This is a genomic window from Clostridium sp. AM25-23AC, from assembly GCF_003435125.1.
Lineage (GTDB): Bacteria > Bacillota > Clostridia > Lachnospirales > Lachnospiraceae > Pilosibacter > Pilosibacter fragilis.
Map to the genome: position 1 here is coordinate 99,674 of NZ_QWGI01000002.1, position 16,775 is coordinate 116,448.

The following is a 16,775-nucleotide window of genomic DNA, read 5'->3' on the forward strand; positions in this document are numbered from 1 at the left end:
CACAATATGTAAAAAGCATAGCAGAGCCGGGGATTTTTCGTCAGTATCAAATGAGACTGGCGGGGGTATATTTTGGGCTTGTAAAATAATTGTTGTTGTGATACCATTCTAGTTAGATACAACTAACTAACGACGGATCATAGGAGAGGCATATGATAAGAGAAGAAGAGATAAAGGCGGCTGTCGAGGCATCCCCTTTGCTTGGCGGCTGCAATCTGTCGGTTTCTGGTATGAATGTGAAATATTGTCATAAAGGTCAGATCGTGAGCGACAGACAGAAAAATGAGGAGATCATCGGTCTTGTCATGGAGGGCAGTATGGACGTTTACAGCATCGCCCTTGATGGGAGGGAGATCCTGCTCTCTCAATTGGAAAGGGGAGACTGTTTCGGAGTGGTAAATCTCTTAACAAACACGGAATTTCCGACAGTACTCCGGTGCCGTACGGATACCACATTGGCGACGATGCCGAAAAGCCAGCTTCTGGCGGTCATGGAGAAAAACAGTGAACTGGCACTCCGGTATGCCGGATTCTGCAATCGGAAAATGCAGTTTCTGATCCGGAGGATCGAGTTCCTGACCATGCAGTCCGGAAAGAAGAAGCTAGTGCAGTACCTGTTGGAGGAACCGGATAAGGGCAGGGCGTTTGGAAAGAACGTTTCCAGAGATGAACTGGCATCGATCCTCGGAATCAGCCGCGCTTCCCTTTTCAGGGAACTTGCAAGTCTGACAAAACAGGGACTCATCGCCCTGCGGGACGGAGAGATCTGTCTGTTGAGGCCGGATGAACTGGAAGAGATCTTATACGCGTAAAGGGACGGCTGTGGTCAGAAGACAGGAAGGCGGTTTGTAAATCCGGAGACGGAACAGATTGCGGAAGAAAAATCGAAATAATATGAATGTTCCCGTGTATGGGAAATAACAGATAAGAAGCAGAGGTTTTGCGAATGCACGAATCCGTGTGCATGAAACCTCTGCTTTTTGTGCAGCAGGAAATTATGATAAAAGAAAGGTAACTATTCAGTACCTTCATAGTTACACGCAAAAATCCATTCCAGATCAGCTTCGCTGATGGGATTTTTGCCCTCCAGCCTATGTTTTCTTACGGTCAGCGCAGCAAGTGCGCAGACCTACTGAACAGTTACAAAGAAAGTTTCATAAAAACGCTGTAAAAAGGCAAAAAACACTTGCATAAATATACATATAGAGTTATAATTATGCAAAATTATTCAAAAATATTCACGGTCTCCATCCGCACCCCACAAATTCACGGCGGGTGGGAGACGAACCTGGAATCCAGAACAATCTATGAGCGAGAGGAGAACAATTATGAAGCCAAAGGTATACATTGACGGAAAAGAAGGAACCACCGGACTCCAGATCTACGACAGACTTGCATCAAGAGACGACATTGAACTCCTGTTAATTGATGAAACAAAGAGGAAAGACCCGGATGAGAGAAAGAAACTCATCAACGCGGCGGATATCACCTTCCTCTGCCTGCCGGATGCGGCGGCGAAGGAGGCGGTGAGTTTTGTGGAGAAGGATTTCGCGAGGATCATCGACGCTTCCACGGCACACCGCACCGCGCCTGGCTGGGCATATGGAATTCCGGAGCTTTCCGCTGCGCATAAATATGCAGTCGTTAACGCGAAATTTACTGCAAATCCGGGCTGTCACGCATCGGGATTCGTGATTCCGGTCTATCCGCTTGTGGCGTCTGGAATGATCCCGAAGGAGACGCCCCTCACTGTATTTTCCCTCACCGGATACTCCGGCGGCGGAAAAAAGATGATCGCGGAGTACGAATCCCCGGAGAAACCGGAGCTCTACAACACACCGAGAATTTACGGTCTGAGCCTGAAGCATAAGCATCTGCCGGAGATGCAGAAGATCTGCGGACTTGATATTCCGCCGGTGTTCTGCCCGATCGTGGATGACTATTATAAAGGAATGGCAGTCACCGTCATGCTGCAGAACTCCATGTTAAAGGGAAATCCCACAGCGAAAGATATCCACGGGGCGCTGGCTGCCCACTACGACGGAAAGAAGGTCATAAAAGTCCATCCGTTCGGATATGAGGATCCGATGATCGCCGCCGGAACCATGGCGGGAAAGGACAGCATGGAACTGGTCGTCAATGGACATGAAGGTCAGACGATCATCACGGCGCTGTTTGATAACCTCGGAAAAGGCGCTTCCGGCGCGGCGGTGGAGAACATGAACCTGATGCTGGGATTTGAGGAGACAGCGGGACTGAATTTATAATTCAAGTCGAACGTCCGTGAGACTTGGCGCGTGATTCTATTTGATGCAATCTGAAAAAAAGGAGAAAATTTATGGAAAATCTGAAAGCGGAGACAAGAGCGGGCGTCCTTGTGGAGGCGCTCCCGTATCTTCAGGAATACAATGGAAAGATCGTAGTCGTAAAGTACGGCGGAAACGCCATGATCAACGAGGATTTAAAGCAGGCGGTCATCCGTGACATCGTCCTCTTAAATCTCGTGGGTGTGAAAGTCGTTCTCGTCCACGGCGGCGGTCCGGAGATCGGGGAACTTTTAAAGAAGACCGGAAAAGAGTCCAAATTCATCAAGGGTCTGCGCTATACAGACAAAGAGACGATGGAAGCGGTCCAGATGGTCCTCTGCGGAAAGCTCAATAAGAATCTGGTAACACTCTTAAAAAATGCCGGAGGAAAAGGCGTGGGAATAAGCGGAATGGACGGCGGCCTGTTTGAGGCGGTCAAATTGAACGATCCGGACGGAACGGAATACGGCTATGTGGGTGACATCGTTAAGACAAATCCGCAGATCGTCCTTGATATGCTGGAAAAAGGCTATATCCCGGTAGTTACCTGTGTTGCCGCAGGAATTGACGATACCTGCAACTACAACATCAACGCGGATACGGCGGCTGAGAAGCTTGCCATCGCGTTAAAGGCGAAAAAGCTGATCATGCTCACGGATGTAAGAGGACTTTTGAGAGATCCGTCCGATGAATCCACACTGATCAAACGTCTGAAGGTTTCGGAAGTTCCGTCTCTCGTCAGGGAGGGCATCATCAAGGGCGGCATGATCCCGAAGGTCAACTGCTGCGTGGAGTGTGTCCGTCAGGGCGTGGAGCGCGCGAACATTCAGGATGGCCGTGTGCCGCACTCGATCTTAATCGAGCTGCTTACAAATGAAGGTGTAGGAACCATGTTTTCATAAAAGGCAGACGCAGATCCATGTGAAGATGCAGGTTCCTGTAAGAAAACGTATCCGGCGCGGAATGTGCCAGAGTACACGTTTTTTGCAGAGAGAACGCAGGAAAAAGCGTGGATCTGCCGAATCAGTTGCCACAGGAGGAACGATATGACAGCGGAAGAGATCAAGAAAAAAGATTCAGAATATATCATGCATACATACGGACGGTTCGACATCGTCCTTGACCACGGAAAAGGCGCGACGCTCTGGGATGCGGACGGAAAAAAGCACGTGGATCTGACCTCCGGGATCGGAGTAAACAGCTTAGGCCACGGAAATCCGGCGATCGTAAATGCCGTGACAAAACAGGCGGAAAAGCTCATGCACGCTTCCAACCTTTACTACACGGAGCCCATGGTGAGCGCCGCAGAGAAGCTCGTGACAGCCACAGGGATGGGAAAAATCTTCTTTGCAAACTCCGGTGCGGAGGCGAATGAGGGCGCTATCAAGCTCGCGAGAAAGTATTCCTTCGATAAATACGGTGAGGGAAGAAACACCATTGTGACACTGATCCAGTCCTTCCACGGAAGAACGGTCACAACATTAAAGGCAACCGGACAGGAGAAGTTCCACCAGTACTTCTTCCCGTTCACGGAAGGCTTTGCCTACGCGAAGGCAAACGACCTGGCGGATGTGACTGCGAAGGCAGATAAGACCTGCTGTGCGGTCATGATGGAGATGATCCAGGGAGAGGGCGGCGTTCTGCCGTTAAATAAAGAGTTTGTCCAGGGCGTCGCGAAATTCTGCAAGGAAAACGACATCCTGCTCATCGTGGATGAGGTCCAGACCGGCATCGGAAGATGTGGCAGCCTCTTCGCCTATGAGCAGTACGGAATTGCTCCGGATATCGTGACCATGGCGAAAGGTCTCGGCGGCGGTCTGCCTATCGGCGGCGTGCTGGCTGCGAAGTCCTGCGCGGATGTTATGGGACCGGGAACCCACGGATCCACCTTCGGCGGAAACCCAGTGAGCGCGGCATCTGCGAATGTGGTCCTCGACACGGTGATGAAGCCGGAATTCTTAAAAGAGGTTGAGGAAAAGGGCGCTTACATCAGAGAAAAAGTCCTGGGATTTCACTCCCCTGCAGTGAAGAATGTCCGCGGCATGGGACTCATGTTAGGTATCATCGTGGATCCCGAAAAGCGCGCCGGATATGTTGCAAAGCTTATGGAACAGGGCGTTCTCGTCCTGACAGCCGGAACGGACGCGATCCGTCTGCTGCCGCCGCTTGTTATCACCTATGAAGAGATCGATCAGGCACTTGAGGCCATGAAAGGGGTATTTGAATCATGAAGAACTTATTAAAATTACTGGATCTCAGTACAGAGGAGATCACCGGAATTCTGGATCTGGCAGACCAGTTAAAATATGAAAGAAAGCACAACATTCCTCATGAGCTTTTAAAAGGGCAGACACTGGGAATGATCTTCCAGAAATCCTCCACAAGAACGAGGGTTTCCTTCGAGACAGGAATGTATCAGCTGGGCGGACATGCATTGTTTCTGTCCTCCAGAGATCTGCAGATCGGCCGTGGAGAGCCGGTTCAGGATACCGCCCGTGTGTTGTCAAGATACCTTGACGGTATCATGATCCGTACCTTTGAGCAGAAGGAAGTGGAGGACCTCGCAAAATTTGGTTCCATCCCGGTCATCAACGGCCTGACGGATTTCTGTCATCCGTGTCAGGTCCTTGCGGACCTCATGACGATCCGTGAGAAGTTCGGAAGCTTCTCCGGACTCAAAATGTGCTTCATCGGTGACGGCAACAATATGGCAAACTCCCTGATCGTTGGTGGCTTAAAGGTCGGAATGAACGTGGCGGTCGCGACACCGGACGGATACAAGCCGGACGGAGCTGTCCTTGAATTCACGAAGGGCTACGGCGATAAGTTTGCCTTGGAGACAGATCCGTTTATGGCGGCGTCCGGTGCGGATATTCTGATCACAGATACATGGACTTCGATGGGAGAAGAAGCGGAGAAAGAGGAGAGAAAGAAAATCTTCAAGGACTACCAGATCAACAGACAGCTCCTCGCGGCCGCAAACGCGGGCGCTATGGTCCAGCACTGTCTCCCGGCATACCGCGGACAGGAGATCACCGAGGAAGTCTTCGAGGAACATGCCGACGAGATCTTCAATGAGGCAGAGAACCGCCTGCATGCGCAGAAGGCTGTTATGGTAAAGCTGATGAAGAAAGACTGATCGGACATGACGACTGTCTTGTAATTGAGGTTGGAAGCATTGGAAAGTTAGAAAGTCCCCGCTGGTGTGAGAGCGCCTGCGGGGCTTTTTTGCGCCTGCGCAGAGTGCAGCCCGGTGTGGGTGACCATACAGGATAGCGGAATGCGCCTGACACATTTAATTTCGGTTTAGATAAAGTTTATGAAATTTTAACAGATGTTTCCTAGGGAAAGTTTTGAGTGCGTGTTATACTAGGACTATATTTATAAAACTCTTCGATGAGCACTGATGACAGGCGGAACGGGTATTTGAGTGCCTGTTAGCTAAAATCGAAAATGTTTTATGCACAGGAGGCAGAAATTATGGAGATCCATGAATTTTATATACCATCCAGCAGCGGTCTTGCGAATCTCCACTGTATGGAATGGATTCCAAACGGCGAGGTGAAAGCCGTTGTCCAGATCGCCCACGGAATGATGGAACATGTGGGAAGATACCGGGAGTTTGCGGAATTCCTTGCGGGACACGGGATCTATGTTCTCGGGAATGACCACTTAGGCCACGGAAAGACCGCGGCAGCGGAGGAAGACAGGGGATATTTCGGTGACCATGCGGGCGCTGTCTCCGTGATCCGTGATATGCGCCGTGTGACGGTCCATGCACAGAGAAAATATCCGGGTGTGCCGATTTTTCTTTTGGGGCACAGTATGGGGTCGTTCTTCGCGAGACGATATCTGACCGTCTACAAGGACGGAATCGACGGTGTGATCCTGCTCGGAACCGGAGCACCGAAGGACGCTGAGGTGCGGTTCGGATATATGCTGGCGGACTCTGTCTGTAAGAGGAAAGGGACGAGATACAGGAGCAAAATGCTCTACAACCTGTCCCTTGGAAACTATAACCGGAAATTCAAGCCGACAAAGACGCCTTACGACTGGCTGTCCAGGGATGAGAAGAGAGACCGTGCCTTCGGGGATGACCCGCTGACGAACTTCATCTTCACCGCGGGCGCGTACCGGGATTTCTTCGAGGTGATCTTAAAGACCGCAAAACTCGAAAAAGCAGGCAAAATGTGCACCGACCTCCCGGTCCTGATCCTCTCCGGAAGCAAAGATCCGGTGGGAGAGGAGACAAAAGGCGTGCGGAGAGTTTACGACCGCTATGATAAAGCAGGGGTAGAAGATCTCTCCATCGGCTTTTATGAGGGTGCGAGGCATGAACTTTTAAATGAACTCAACCGCGAACAGGTATCTGGGGATATTCTGGAGTGGATCGAGGAGCATGAGAACAACAAATAATTCAAGTCGAACGTCCGTGAGACTTGGCGCGTGATTCTGGTCAGCAAAGCTGACATATTCCATACAGAATCACTGCGCATCCCCGCGGAGCGTTTATCTCAGCCGGAGACCCAACTCCCACTGAGACAAATTTGCTATTACTCACCACCTAATGAGGTGGGAGTCTTCTCGACTGAGATAAAAGCGGCAGACTGGCTGCGCTGATCTGCGGGTCAGTCTGCTATAAATTCAATATTTGTAACGATTCAGTACCTTCATAGTTACACGCAAAAATCCATTCCTGATCAGCTTCGCTGATGGGATTTTTGCCTTCCAGCCTATGTTTTCTTACGGTCAGCGCAGCAAGTGCGCAGACTTACTGGACAGTTACCAATATTTTTCTTAAACATTCTTAAATACATCTATATTATCAACAATGGTGAAAAATTCACCTGTCAAAAATAGTTCTGAAAAATTCAGCAAAGCAAAAACATCTTAAACATGTTTGGAAAGGAGTCTTTTTGTTCAGTAAAATCAACAGCATATACCTTCGCGGCATGGAGGGAAAGAATGTGACCGTGGAGGCGGACGTCAGCGATGGACTTCCGGGGCTGATCCTCGTAGGTTACCTTGCGTCCGAGGTACGGGAAGGCGGAGACAGGGTGCGGACGGCGATCAAAAATCTCGGACTTTCCCTGCCGCCCAAAAAGATCACGATCAACCTGTCCCCGGCAGATTTTAGAAAGGAAGGGACCGGATTCGACCTCGCGATCGCCGCTGCCATTTTATCCGCCTACGGTGGATTTCGGGCGAAAGATCTCAAAGACGCTGTCTTGTTCGGAGAACTGGGGCTGGACGGGACTGTTCGGGGAATTCCTGGGGTTATGGCACTTACAGACCAGGCACGGGAAAGTGGTTTTAAACGTGTATTTTTACCTGTGGAGAATGTGAATGAAGCATCCGTTATAGGGGGAATGGAACTTTATGGGATCCGGGATCTGAGACATCTCCTGGAGGTGCTTTCGGGAAAGCTTCCTATGCAGGCGGAGTCAACGATAAATATGGACGAATTGCAGAATTCCATGAACCGTTACGAGGTGGATTTTTCAGAACTTTCCGGTCAGCCGCTGCTCAGAAGAGCAGCCGAGGTGGCGGCAGCTGGAAAACATAATCTTTTGATCGTTGGTCCTGCGGGAGCTGGAAAGACCATGCTGGCCAAAAGAATGCCGACGATCATGCCGGGGCTTGATATCGCAGAGAGCATCGAGATCTCAAAAATCTATAGTGTGAGCCATCTCCTGACAGCCAAAGAGCCTTTGATCCGGATACGTCCGTTCCGGGCACCCCATCACACAGTGTCGGTTCAGGCACTGACCGGAGGTGGGAGAAGACCGAAGCCGGGGGAGATCTCTCTTGCAACCGGCGGTATTTTGTTCCTTGACGAGTTCCCGGAATTCTCCAGAGCAGCCCTGGAGACGTTGCGTCAGCCTTTGGAGGAACGGGAGGTGACTGTCTCAAGAGTGGAAGCTTCCGTGACATATCCAGCGAATTTCCAGCTCGTTGCAGCCATGAACCCCTGTCCCTGCGGTCATTTCCCAGATCGTTCCCGCTGTCGCTGCACCGAGGGACAAATAACCCGGTATTTACAGAAAGTATCGGGACCAATGTTAGACAGGATCGATATCTGCGTGGAGGCATCACCGATCACTTACGGAGATATCAAAAGCAGTGGAAATAACGAATCATCCCGTGAAATCCGTGCCCGTGTGGAACAGGCAAGGAAGATCCAGAGAGAACGTTTCGCAGGTGAAAATGTCCGCTGTAACGGTGAAATGTCAGGACGTCATATACGGAAATTCTGCGGGCTCGGACGTGAGGAAGAAAAGTTTATGGAAGAAATTTTTAAAAAGCTCGCCCTTTCGGCCAGAATGCATGACCGAATCCTGAAAGTAGCACGGACAACGGCAGATCTTGCAGGAGAAGAGAAAATCCGGCTCCCGGATCTCTGTGAAGCAGTGTCTTATGTGAAGAACCGCGATAAATTCTGGGGAAATTAAAAGGAGAATATGAAATATGACAAGTAATACACTCACCGACCGCGAAGCTCTCTACTGCCTCTGCCACGTTCCCGGTTTCGGCGGCGTAACAATCAGAGGCCTGAAAGACACATTTGGGACCTGCCTGTCTGCCTGGAGGGTAAAGCCCCAGGAACTGCAGAAATCAGGAGTCCTCACGGAGCGGCGTGCGGAGGTCTTCCAGGAGTCGAGAAAACACGAATCCGCATGGCGGAAGGAGTTTGCCGGCCTGGCACAGAAGAACATCCGCGTCATCGCGGAATGCGACCCGGACTATCCGACCCGGTTTCTTCCATATAAAGATCGCCCGGCAGCCCTCTTTGTAAAAGGCAGTCTCCCGGAAAACGAGGTCCCGTCGGTGGCCATCGTGGGCGCGAGGGCCTGCACGGAGTACGGGAAGGAAGCGGCAGGCTTCTACGCCGGGGAACTTGCCAACGCCGGAGTCAACATCATCAGCGGCATGGCAGCCGGCGTGGACGGCTATGCCCACAGAGGCGCCATCGAGCGTGGAAAGCCCACCTACGCAGTCTTGGGCTGCGGGGTAAATGTCTGCTACCCACGGGAAAATTACAAAATTTTCCATGCCATGGAGGAAAACGGCGGCATCCTCTCGGAGTTCGTCCCGGGAACCCGCCCCGCCGCCATGAATTTCCCCATGCGCAACCGGATCATCAGCGCCCTCGCTGATGCGGTTATTATAATAGAAGCGAGGGAGAAGAGCGGATCCCTGATCACGGCGGACTTTGCCCTGGAGCAGGGAAAAGAAGTTTTCGCCCTTCCGGGACGGGCAAATGACCCATTAAGCGGTGGCTGCAACCGCCTGATCCAGGGCGGTGCGAACATGCTTTTAAGCCCCTCGGATGTGCTGGAATTCCTTGGGATGAAATACGAAAGAAAATTAACGATTCATAAATTTTCACAAAATAGGCTTGCCAAGAACGAAAATTTGGTGTATGCTTCGGTTGATTCGCGCCCCAGATATCTGGAAGAGATCGCCGCACTCTGCGGACTCTCCGTGACAGAATGTATGGAAGCCCTTTTAAAGCTGGAGCTTGCGGGACTTGTTTTTGGAACCGGGAATCAATATTATAAAAAAGCGGAATGATTGCAGAAGGATGTGAAGAATATGGCGAACAGTCTTGTGATTGTAGAGTCTCCTGCAAAGGTTAAAACAATTAAAAAATTCCTGGGAAGCACATATGAGGTCGATGCGTCCAACGGACACGTGAGAGATCTTCCGAAGAGCCAGCTCGGAATTGATGTGGAAAATGATTATGAACCGAAATATATTACGATCCGGGGCAAGGGAGATATCCTTGCGAAGCTTCGGAAGGAAGTAAAAAAAGCAGATAAAATTTATCTCGCAACTGACCCTGACCGTGAGGGAGAAGCGATTTCCTGGCATTTGATGAAAGCGTTAAAGCTTGACGAGGTAAAAGATAAAAAAGTATACAGGATCAGCTTCAATGAGATCACGAAAAATGCGGTAAAGGCGTCCTTAAAGGCGCCCCGCGATATCGATATGAACCTGGTGGACGCTCAGCAGACGAGGCGTATCCTGGACCGTATTGTTGGCTATAAGATCAGCCCGATCCTCTGGGAGAAGGTTAAGAGAGGCCTTAGCGCTGGCCGTGTCCAGTCTGCGGCCCTCCGCATGATCTGCGACAGGGAAGAGGAGATCTCCGCGTTTATCCCGGAGGAATACTGGAGCCTCGACGCGATGTTAAAAGCTCCGGGTTCAAAGAAACCGGCAGCAGCCCATTTTCATAATGACAAAGATGGAAAAACGGAGATCAAGAGCAAGGCGGAGCTTGACGCTTTACTTGAGTCCTTAAAGGGACAGAAATTTATCGTGACAGATATCAGAAACGGGGAGCGCACGAAGAAACCGCCGCTTCCGTTTACAACGAGTACCCTGCAGCAGGAAGCGTCCAAGGCGTTGAACTTTTCTACCCAGAAGACCATGCGCCTCGCCCAGCAGCTCTACGAGGGCGTTGATGTAAAGGGCCATGGCACCGTCGGTCTCATCACCTACCTGCGTACCGATTCCACCCGTGTGGCTGAGGAAGCAGAGAAGATGGCAAGTGATTTCATCGCTGAAAACTACGGCGAGAATTACCTGTCCCAGGGTGAAAATACAAAGAAGAACAGCGGAAAGATCCAGGATGCCCACGAGGCGATCCGTCCGACAAATCTTTCCTTAACACCTGTAAAGGTAAAAGAATCCCTGGCACGAGACCAGTTCCGCCTCTACCAGCTGATCTGGAAGCGCTTCACGGCGAGCCGCATGTCCGCGGCTGTCTATGAGACAACATCCGTAAAGATCGGAGCGGGCGGAAACGAGTTTACGATGACGGCATCCAGACTGAAGTTCGACGGCTTCATGTCCGTCTATATCGAGGCGGATGAGAAAGAGGAGAAAAACCAGATCCTCTCGAAGCTGGAAAAAGGTGAGGAGCTTGAGCTTGCGGATCTCGTGAGCGCCCAGCACTTTACCCAGCCGCCGGCCCATTACACAGAGGCATCCCTGGTAAAAGCCATGGAGGAACAGGGCATTGGCCGCCCGAGTACCTATGCGCCGACGATCACAACGATCTTAGCCCGCCGTTATGTGGTAAAAGAGAATAAGAACATCTATGTGACCGAGATCGGCGAGGTCGTTAACCGGATCATGAAGCAGTGCTTTCCGAGCATCGTGGACATTGCCTTCACCGCGAACCTGGAGTACCTGTTAGACAGTGTCGGAGAGGGCCTGACTCCGTGGAAGACCATCGTAAGAAACTTCTACCCTGATCTTATGGAAGCGGTGGAAGAGGCGCAGAGAACCTTGGAGACTGTCCATATCGCAGATGAGGAGTCCGATGAGATCTGCGAGCTCTGCGGAAGAAGGATGGTCATCAAATATGGTCCTCATGGAAAATTCCTCGCATGTCCCGGATTCCCGGAATGCCGAAACACAAAGCCGTATTTGGAGAAGACTGGAATCCCGTGCCCGAAGTGTGGAAAAGAAGTTATCATTAAGAAGACGAAAAAGGGAAGAAAGTATTACGGCTGTGAAGCTAACCCGGACTGTGATTTCATGTCCTGGCAGAAACCATCCACTGAGAAGTGCCCGGAGTGCGGCAGCTACATGGTGGAAAAAGGAAACAAACTCGTCTGCGCCAATGAGCAGTGCGGATTTGTGATGCCGATGAAGGAAAATAAGGAAGAAAAAGAAGATTAATATAACGAGATCAAGATCCGGCAGAGCGCCCAGAAGAGGCTCTGCCGGATATTTGCCGTAAACAAATGGTACAATTTCAATTGTTCAAACTTCCAAAACGTGATAAGAACTTGACAATTTATTTCGATTTATCTTAATTATCCGAAAAAGTCTTGAAATTCTGGAAATATCGTGTTACAATTTAATCGATCTAATATTATTCGTACGATATCAGAAAGTAAAGGAGGTTTTCGGAAATGAGTGTTGAATTATTGGATAAGACCAGAAAAATAAACAAACTGCTCCACAACAACAATTCGCACAAGGTCGTATTCAACGACATCTGTAAAGTTTTAAGCGAAATTTTGCTGTCGAACATTCTCGTGATCAGCAAGAAAGGAAAAGTCCTGGGTGTCAGCATCTGTCCTGGTGTTGATGAAATCCACGAGTTGATTGAGGACAAGGTAGGCGGCTATGTCGATAAAATGTTTAACGAACGCCTCTTAAGTGTCCTTTCCACCAAGGAGAATGTAAACCTTGCGACTCTCGGCTTCGCTGAAGAGAACGTAAAGAAGTACCAGGCGATCATCGCTCCGATCGATATCGCAGGCGAGCGCCTCGGAACCTTATTTATGTACAAATCCGACGAGCAGTACGATATCGATGATATTATCCTCTGCGAGTATGGCACGACCGTTGTCGGCCTGGAGATGATGCGTTCCGTAAACGAGGAGAACGCCGAGGAGACAAGAAAAGTCCAGATCGTAAAATCTGCGATCAGCACCTTATCCTTCTCCGAGTTAGAGGCGATCACCCATATCTTCGAGGAGCTTGACGGAAACGAGGGAATCCTTGTAGCCAGCAAGATCGCCGACAGAGTCGGGATCACCCGCTCCGTGATCGTAAACGCACTCCGCAAATTCGAGAGTGCCGGGGTTATCGAGTCCCGTTCTTCCGGTATGAAGGGAACCTACATTAAGGTCTTAAACGATGTGGTATTCGATGAATTAAAAGCCTTAAAGGCAGTAAATACAAAATAAGACAGGGAGACCTGTGGAAAAGAGGCGCGGCTGGGTGAAAAGCCGCGCCTCTTTTTTTAATATGAATTGTTGTATGACATCAGATAGATCAGGCTGTATCTGGTGCATGAGGGATTTAAGGAGAGAAAAGACTATTAAAAGGTCTATTATATATAGAAGAATCCCTGCCGCCGCATGCCCGAATGACCTTGTTTTTTATGAAATCAAATGTAATGGAAAAAAATCAAAAAAAATAGAAAAAAGTGCTTGCAGTGAAAAATGACTTATGATATAGTGAAAAAGCTGATATTATGCACGTCTGCGGATTCTGCGAGTGGTGCCTGAGAAGCTCAGGTGTTCGTGGAAGTGAGATGCAGGCGGAAGAAAACAACCAAATGGAGGAAAAAAACATGAGCGTAATTTCAATGAAACAGCTTCTGGAAGCCGGCGTACATTTCGGTCACCAGACAAGAAGATGGAACCCGAAAATGGCACCGTACATCTACACAGAGAGAAACGGTATCTACATCATCGACCTTCAGAAATCTGTAGGCAAAGTTGATGAGGCTTACAAGGCAGTTGCTGATATCGCAGCTGAGGGCGGCACAATCCTTTTCGTAGGTACAAAGAAGCAGGCTCAGGACGCTATCAAGACTGAGGCAGAGCGTTGCGGAATGTACTACGTAAACGAGAGATGGCTTGGCGGTATGCTTACAAACTTCAAGACCATCCAGTCCAGAATCGCTAGATTAAAAGCAATCGAGAAGATGTCTGAGGACGGAACATTCGACGTACTTCCGAAGAAGGAAGTTATCGAGTTAAAGAAAGAGTGGGAGAAGCTTGAGAAGAACCTTGGCGGTATCAAGGACATGAAGAAGATCCCGGACGCTATCTTTATCGTAGATCCGAAGAAGGAAAGAATCTGTGTACAGGAAGCTCACACACTTGGAATCACTCTGATCGGTATCGCTGATACAAACTGCGATCCGGAAGAACTCGACTATGTAATTCCGGGTAACGACGACGCTATCAGAGCCGTTAAGCTTATCGTTTCCAAGATGGCAGACGCTGTCATCGAGGCTAAACAGGGCGAGGCTGAGGAAGCAGAAGCAGCTGAGGAGAACGCAGAGGCTTAAGTTGTTATAAGGAATCCAAGGAGGTGCTGTCAGTGGCAGCACCTTCTTCCGAAAAGACACATTTTGATTCTTTAATATGATTCGGAGGAAATGAAACATGGCAGCAGTTACAGCTAAAATGGTAAAAGATTTAAGAGAAATGACAGGCGCTGGAATGATGGACTGTAAGAAAGCCCTTTCTGCTACAGACGGCGACATGGACAAAGCAGTTGAGTTCTTAAGAGAAAAAGGACTTGCAGGCGCTGAGAAGAAAGCTGGACGTATCGCAGCTGAGGGTATCGTTGACACAGCTATGGCAGCAGATGAGAAGAAAGCTGTTATCGTTGAGGTTAACTCTGAGACAGACTTCGTTGCTAAGAACGCTAAGTTCCAGGCATACGTTGCTCAGGTAGCAGCTCAGGCTCTTACAACAACAGCGACAGATATGGACGCATTTATGGACGAGAAGTGGACAGCAGATGAGAGCCTTACTGTTAAGGAAGCTCTTTCTTCTGAAATCTCCATCATCGGTGAGAACATGAGCATCCGTCGTTTCAAACAGGTTACAGAGGAGAACGGTTTCGTTTCTTCCTATATTCATGCAGGCGGCAGAATCGGTGTTCTTCTTGACGTTCAGACAGATGTTGTAAACGACGCTGTAAAAGAGATGGCAAAGAACGTTTGTATGCAGGTCGCAGCTCTTAACCCGAAGTACACAAACCGCAACGAAGTAAGCGCAGATTACATCGAGCATGAGAAATCCATCCTTATGGCTCAGATCCAGAATGATCCGAAGGAAGCTTCCAAGCCGGAGAAGGTTATCCAGGGTATGATCCAGGGTCGTATCAACAAAGAGATGAAAGAGATCTGTCTCTTAGACCAGGTTTACGTAAAAGCAGAGGACGGCAAGCAGTCCGTAGCTCAGTATGTAGCACAGGTTGCTAAAGAGAACAGCGCTAACATCGAAGTTAAGAGCTTCGTTCGTTTCGAGACTGGTGAAGGTCTTGAGAAGAAAAACGAGGACTTCGCAGCTGAGGTTGCTGCTCAGATGGGTAAATAATTCATAAAGCGAAAATGCAGCTTATATCGAATCATTCATATAAGCTGTTAAAAACAGCCGGAATCCAGTATTTCTGTGGGTTCCGGCTATTTTAATTTGTGTGAGCTCTTGCAATTTTCCTGAATATTCGATATAATAATACAGCACTTTAAAGTTTAATGCTTTAAATTAAAAAATGAGTTTCAGGGGAGAGAAAATTGTTATGAGTGAAGAAAAGAAACTGAATATGCCTCAGTCGCTTCTGCTCCTGCTTCTGATCATCGGATCAGTCGCAGTCTGCATCCGGCTGAAGACGGGAGGACCGATGATCGGACTGTTTTTCAGCTGGATCATCATCTATCTGTTTTGTAAATGGTTAAAGATCAAATATGACCATGTTGTGAGTGGTGCCTACGACGCGATCCGTGTGGTCGTTCCGACACTATGTCTGCTTATGGCGATCGGCGTCATGATCGGTACCTGGCTCCAGAGCGGTACGATCGCCACGATCATCGCAGGCGGTCTGAAACTGATCGATCCAACCTGGCTCCTGCCGTTGACACTTGTATTCTGCGCCGTTTTAAGCCTTGTGACCGGAACATCCTACGGCTCGGTCGGAAGTGCCGGTGTCGCGATGATGGCGATTGGAAATGCGATGGGAATCAATCCTGGAATGGTGGCAGGCGCAGTCATCTGCGGTGCCATGTTCGGGGATAAGTTAAGCCCGCTCTCCGATACGACGAATCTTGCCCCGGCTGTTGCGGGCGCGAAGCTCAACGATCATGTGCGGTCCATGTTATGGACAACGCTGCCGACCTTTGTGATCAGCCTGGTCCTGTTTGTCATTCTCGGGATCAGTCAGACCTCCGGTGGTTATGAAGAGGGAAACCTTCTTGTCTACACGGAGGCACTTCAGGGAGAATTTAAACTTGGTCTTGTGACATTGATCCCGGCGGCGGTTATCATTGTCCTGCTCTTATGTAAAGTCAACGCGATCGTATCCCTGGGACTGTCCTCGGTGTGCGCCGGTGCGGTTGCGTTCTTCTGCCAGAGCGCGACGCTCCAGAGCATCATCCGTGTTGCTTACAACGGCTATACGACCCAGATTGAGGAGGCTGTTCTGAAAACGATCTTAAACCGTGGCGGTATGAGCAGCATGCTGCAGTATGTGGCGATCATCTGTTTCGCGGTCGGAATGGGCGGCATGCTGGACAGATTGGGTGTTCTTGACAACATCCTGCGCGCGATCACCGGACGGATTAACAGCGATGGCGGCCTGATCTTCGCGACGCTCCTCGTCGGTTATATCACAAGCCTGATCAGCTGTTCCCAGCCGATGTCCCATGTCCTGACCGGAAACATGATGAAACCGTTGTTTAAGGAGAGAAAGATTGCCCCGGAGATTTTATCGAGAAGCCTGGAGGATGCGGGAACGCTCTCCGGACCGATGATCCCGTGGCATGGGTACTGCGTATACATGGCGGGAACGCTCGGCGTCGCATGGTCTGCGTTCTTCCCATATCTGTTCCTGTTATATCTGACTCCGTTTTTCAGCATCTTTTACGGCTTTACCGGAATCTCGATCCGGCATGTGGAGGATGAAAACGAACAGAAGCAGGGATGA

13 protein-coding genes are annotated in these 16,775 nt (G+C 49.7%); all 13 read left to right on the forward strand.

Annotation, left to right across the window (positions count from 1 at the left end; translation table 11 throughout):
• The first annotated feature begins 152 nt into the window (after positions 1 to 152).
• The 13 genes from DW677_RS01710 to nhaC all read left to right on the forward strand — a co-directional run bounded on the left by DW677_RS01710 (position 153) and on the right by nhaC (position 16,775).
• A complete protein-coding gene (locus DW677_RS01710; RefSeq protein WP_242992089.1) occupies positions 153 to 812 on the forward strand; it encodes a Crp/Fnr family transcriptional regulator in 660 nt (219 codons plus the stop codon).
• A 516-nt stretch (positions 813 to 1,328) separates the two neighbouring features.
• Entirely contained in the window at positions 1,329 to 2,267 is a 939-nt protein-coding gene (gene argC, locus DW677_RS01715; RefSeq protein ID WP_181968284.1) for an N-acetyl-gamma-glutamyl-phosphate reductase, read from the forward strand.
• 71 nt (positions 2,268 to 2,338) lie between these two features.
• Positions 2,339 to 3,208, forward strand: a complete 870-nt coding sequence (gene argB / locus DW677_RS01720; protein ID WP_117552251.1) for an acetylglutamate kinase — start codon at positions 2,339 to 2,341, stop codon at positions 3,206 to 3,208.
• A gap of 144 nt (positions 3,209 to 3,352) precedes the next feature.
• Positions 3,353 to 4,537 (forward strand): aspartate aminotransferase family protein, encoded by a 1,185-nt coding sequence (locus DW677_RS01725; protein ID WP_117566381.1) that lies wholly within the window; start codon positions 3,353 to 3,355, stop codon positions 4,535 to 4,537.
• On the forward strand, positions 4,534 to 5,445 hold the full coding sequence (argF, locus tag DW677_RS01730; RefSeq protein WP_117566382.1) for an ornithine carbamoyltransferase: 912 nt from the start codon (positions 4,534 to 4,536) through the stop codon (positions 5,443 to 5,445). Before DW677_RS01725 ends, argF begins: the two co-directional genes overlap by 4 nt.
• Before the next feature lie 341 nt (positions 5,446 to 5,786).
• Positions 5,787 to 6,722, forward strand: a complete 936-nt coding sequence (locus DW677_RS01735; RefSeq protein WP_158553075.1) for an alpha/beta hydrolase — start codon at positions 5,787 to 5,789, stop codon at positions 6,720 to 6,722.
• Positions 6,723 to 7,222: 500 nt separating this feature from the next.
• The gene (locus DW677_RS01740) at positions 7,223 to 8,758 is read left to right on the forward strand and encodes a YifB family Mg chelatase-like AAA ATPase (protein WP_147324914.1); all 1,536 of its coding nucleotides are present in this window, start codon (positions 7,223 to 7,225) and stop codon (positions 8,756 to 8,758) included.
• 16 nt (positions 8,759 to 8,774) lie between these two features.
• Entirely contained in the window at positions 8,775 to 9,881 is a 1,107-nt protein-coding gene (gene dprA, locus DW677_RS01745; RefSeq protein WP_117566383.1) for a DNA-processing protein DprA, read from the forward strand.
• A 21-nt stretch (positions 9,882 to 9,902) separates the two neighbouring features.
• A complete protein-coding gene (topA, locus tag DW677_RS01750) occupies positions 9,903 to 11,999 on the forward strand; it encodes a type I DNA topoisomerase (RefSeq protein WP_021904113.1) in 2,097 nt (698 codons plus the stop codon).
• Between the two features lie 236 nt (positions 12,000 to 12,235).
• Positions 12,236 to 13,018, forward strand: a complete 783-nt coding sequence (codY, locus tag DW677_RS01755) for a GTP-sensing pleiotropic transcriptional regulator CodY (RefSeq protein WP_015554182.1) — start codon at positions 12,236 to 12,238, stop codon at positions 13,016 to 13,018.
• Positions 13,019 to 13,407: 389 nt separating this feature from the next.
• Positions 13,408 to 14,133, forward strand: coding sequence for a 30S ribosomal protein S2 (gene rpsB, locus DW677_RS01760; protein WP_147570577.1), 726 nt, complete (start codon positions 13,408 to 13,410; stop codon positions 14,131 to 14,133).
• Between the two features lie 97 nt (positions 14,134 to 14,230).
• Positions 14,231 to 15,172, forward strand: a complete 942-nt coding sequence (tsf, locus tag DW677_RS01765) for a translation elongation factor Ts (protein ID WP_117469399.1) — start codon at positions 14,231 to 14,233, stop codon at positions 15,170 to 15,172.
• A gap of 202 nt (positions 15,173 to 15,374) precedes the next feature.
• Positions 15,375 to 16,775: a Na+/H+ antiporter NhaC gene (gene nhaC / locus DW677_RS01770; protein ID WP_117504506.1), complete on the forward strand. Its 1,401-nt coding sequence runs from the start codon at positions 15,375 to 15,377 to the stop codon at positions 16,773 to 16,775.

Bases quoted from the DNA above. Each gene is read 5' to 3' on its own strand.
- argF (WP_117566382.1), top strand. From the start codon at position 4,534: ATGAAGAACTTATTAAAATTACTGGATCTCAGTACAGAGGAGATCACC.
- dprA (WP_117566383.1), top strand. From the start codon at position 8,775: ATGACAAGTAATACACTCACCGACCGCGAAGCTCTCTACTGCCTCTGC.
- topA (WP_021904113.1), top strand. From the start codon at position 9,903: ATGGCGAACAGTCTTGTGATTGTAGAGTCTCCTGCAAAGGTTAAAACA.
- nhaC (WP_117504506.1), top strand. From the start codon at position 15,375: ATGAGTGAAGAAAAGAAACTGAATATGCCTCAGTCGCTTCTGCTCCTG.
- DW677_RS01735 (WP_158553075.1), top strand. From the start codon at position 5,787: ATGGAGATCCATGAATTTTATATACCATCCAGCAGCGGTCTTGCGAAT.
- DW677_RS01710 (WP_242992089.1), top strand. From the start codon at position 153: ATGATAAGAGAAGAAGAGATAAAGGCGGCTGTCGAGGCATCCCCTTTG.
- DW677_RS01725 (WP_117566381.1), top strand. From the start codon at position 3,353: ATGACAGCGGAAGAGATCAAGAAAAAAGATTCAGAATATATCATGCAT.
- tsf (WP_117469399.1), top strand. From the start codon at position 14,231: ATGGCAGCAGTTACAGCTAAAATGGTAAAAGATTTAAGAGAAATGACA.
- rpsB (WP_147570577.1), top strand. From the start codon at position 13,408: ATGAGCGTAATTTCAATGAAACAGCTTCTGGAAGCCGGCGTACATTTC.
- argB (WP_117552251.1), top strand. From the start codon at position 2,339: ATGGAAAATCTGAAAGCGGAGACAAGAGCGGGCGTCCTTGTGGAGGCG.
- codY (WP_015554182.1), top strand. From the start codon at position 12,236: ATGAGTGTTGAATTATTGGATAAGACCAGAAAAATAAACAAACTGCTC.
- argC (WP_181968284.1), top strand. From the start codon at position 1,329: ATGAAGCCAAAGGTATACATTGACGGAAAAGAAGGAACCACCGGACTC.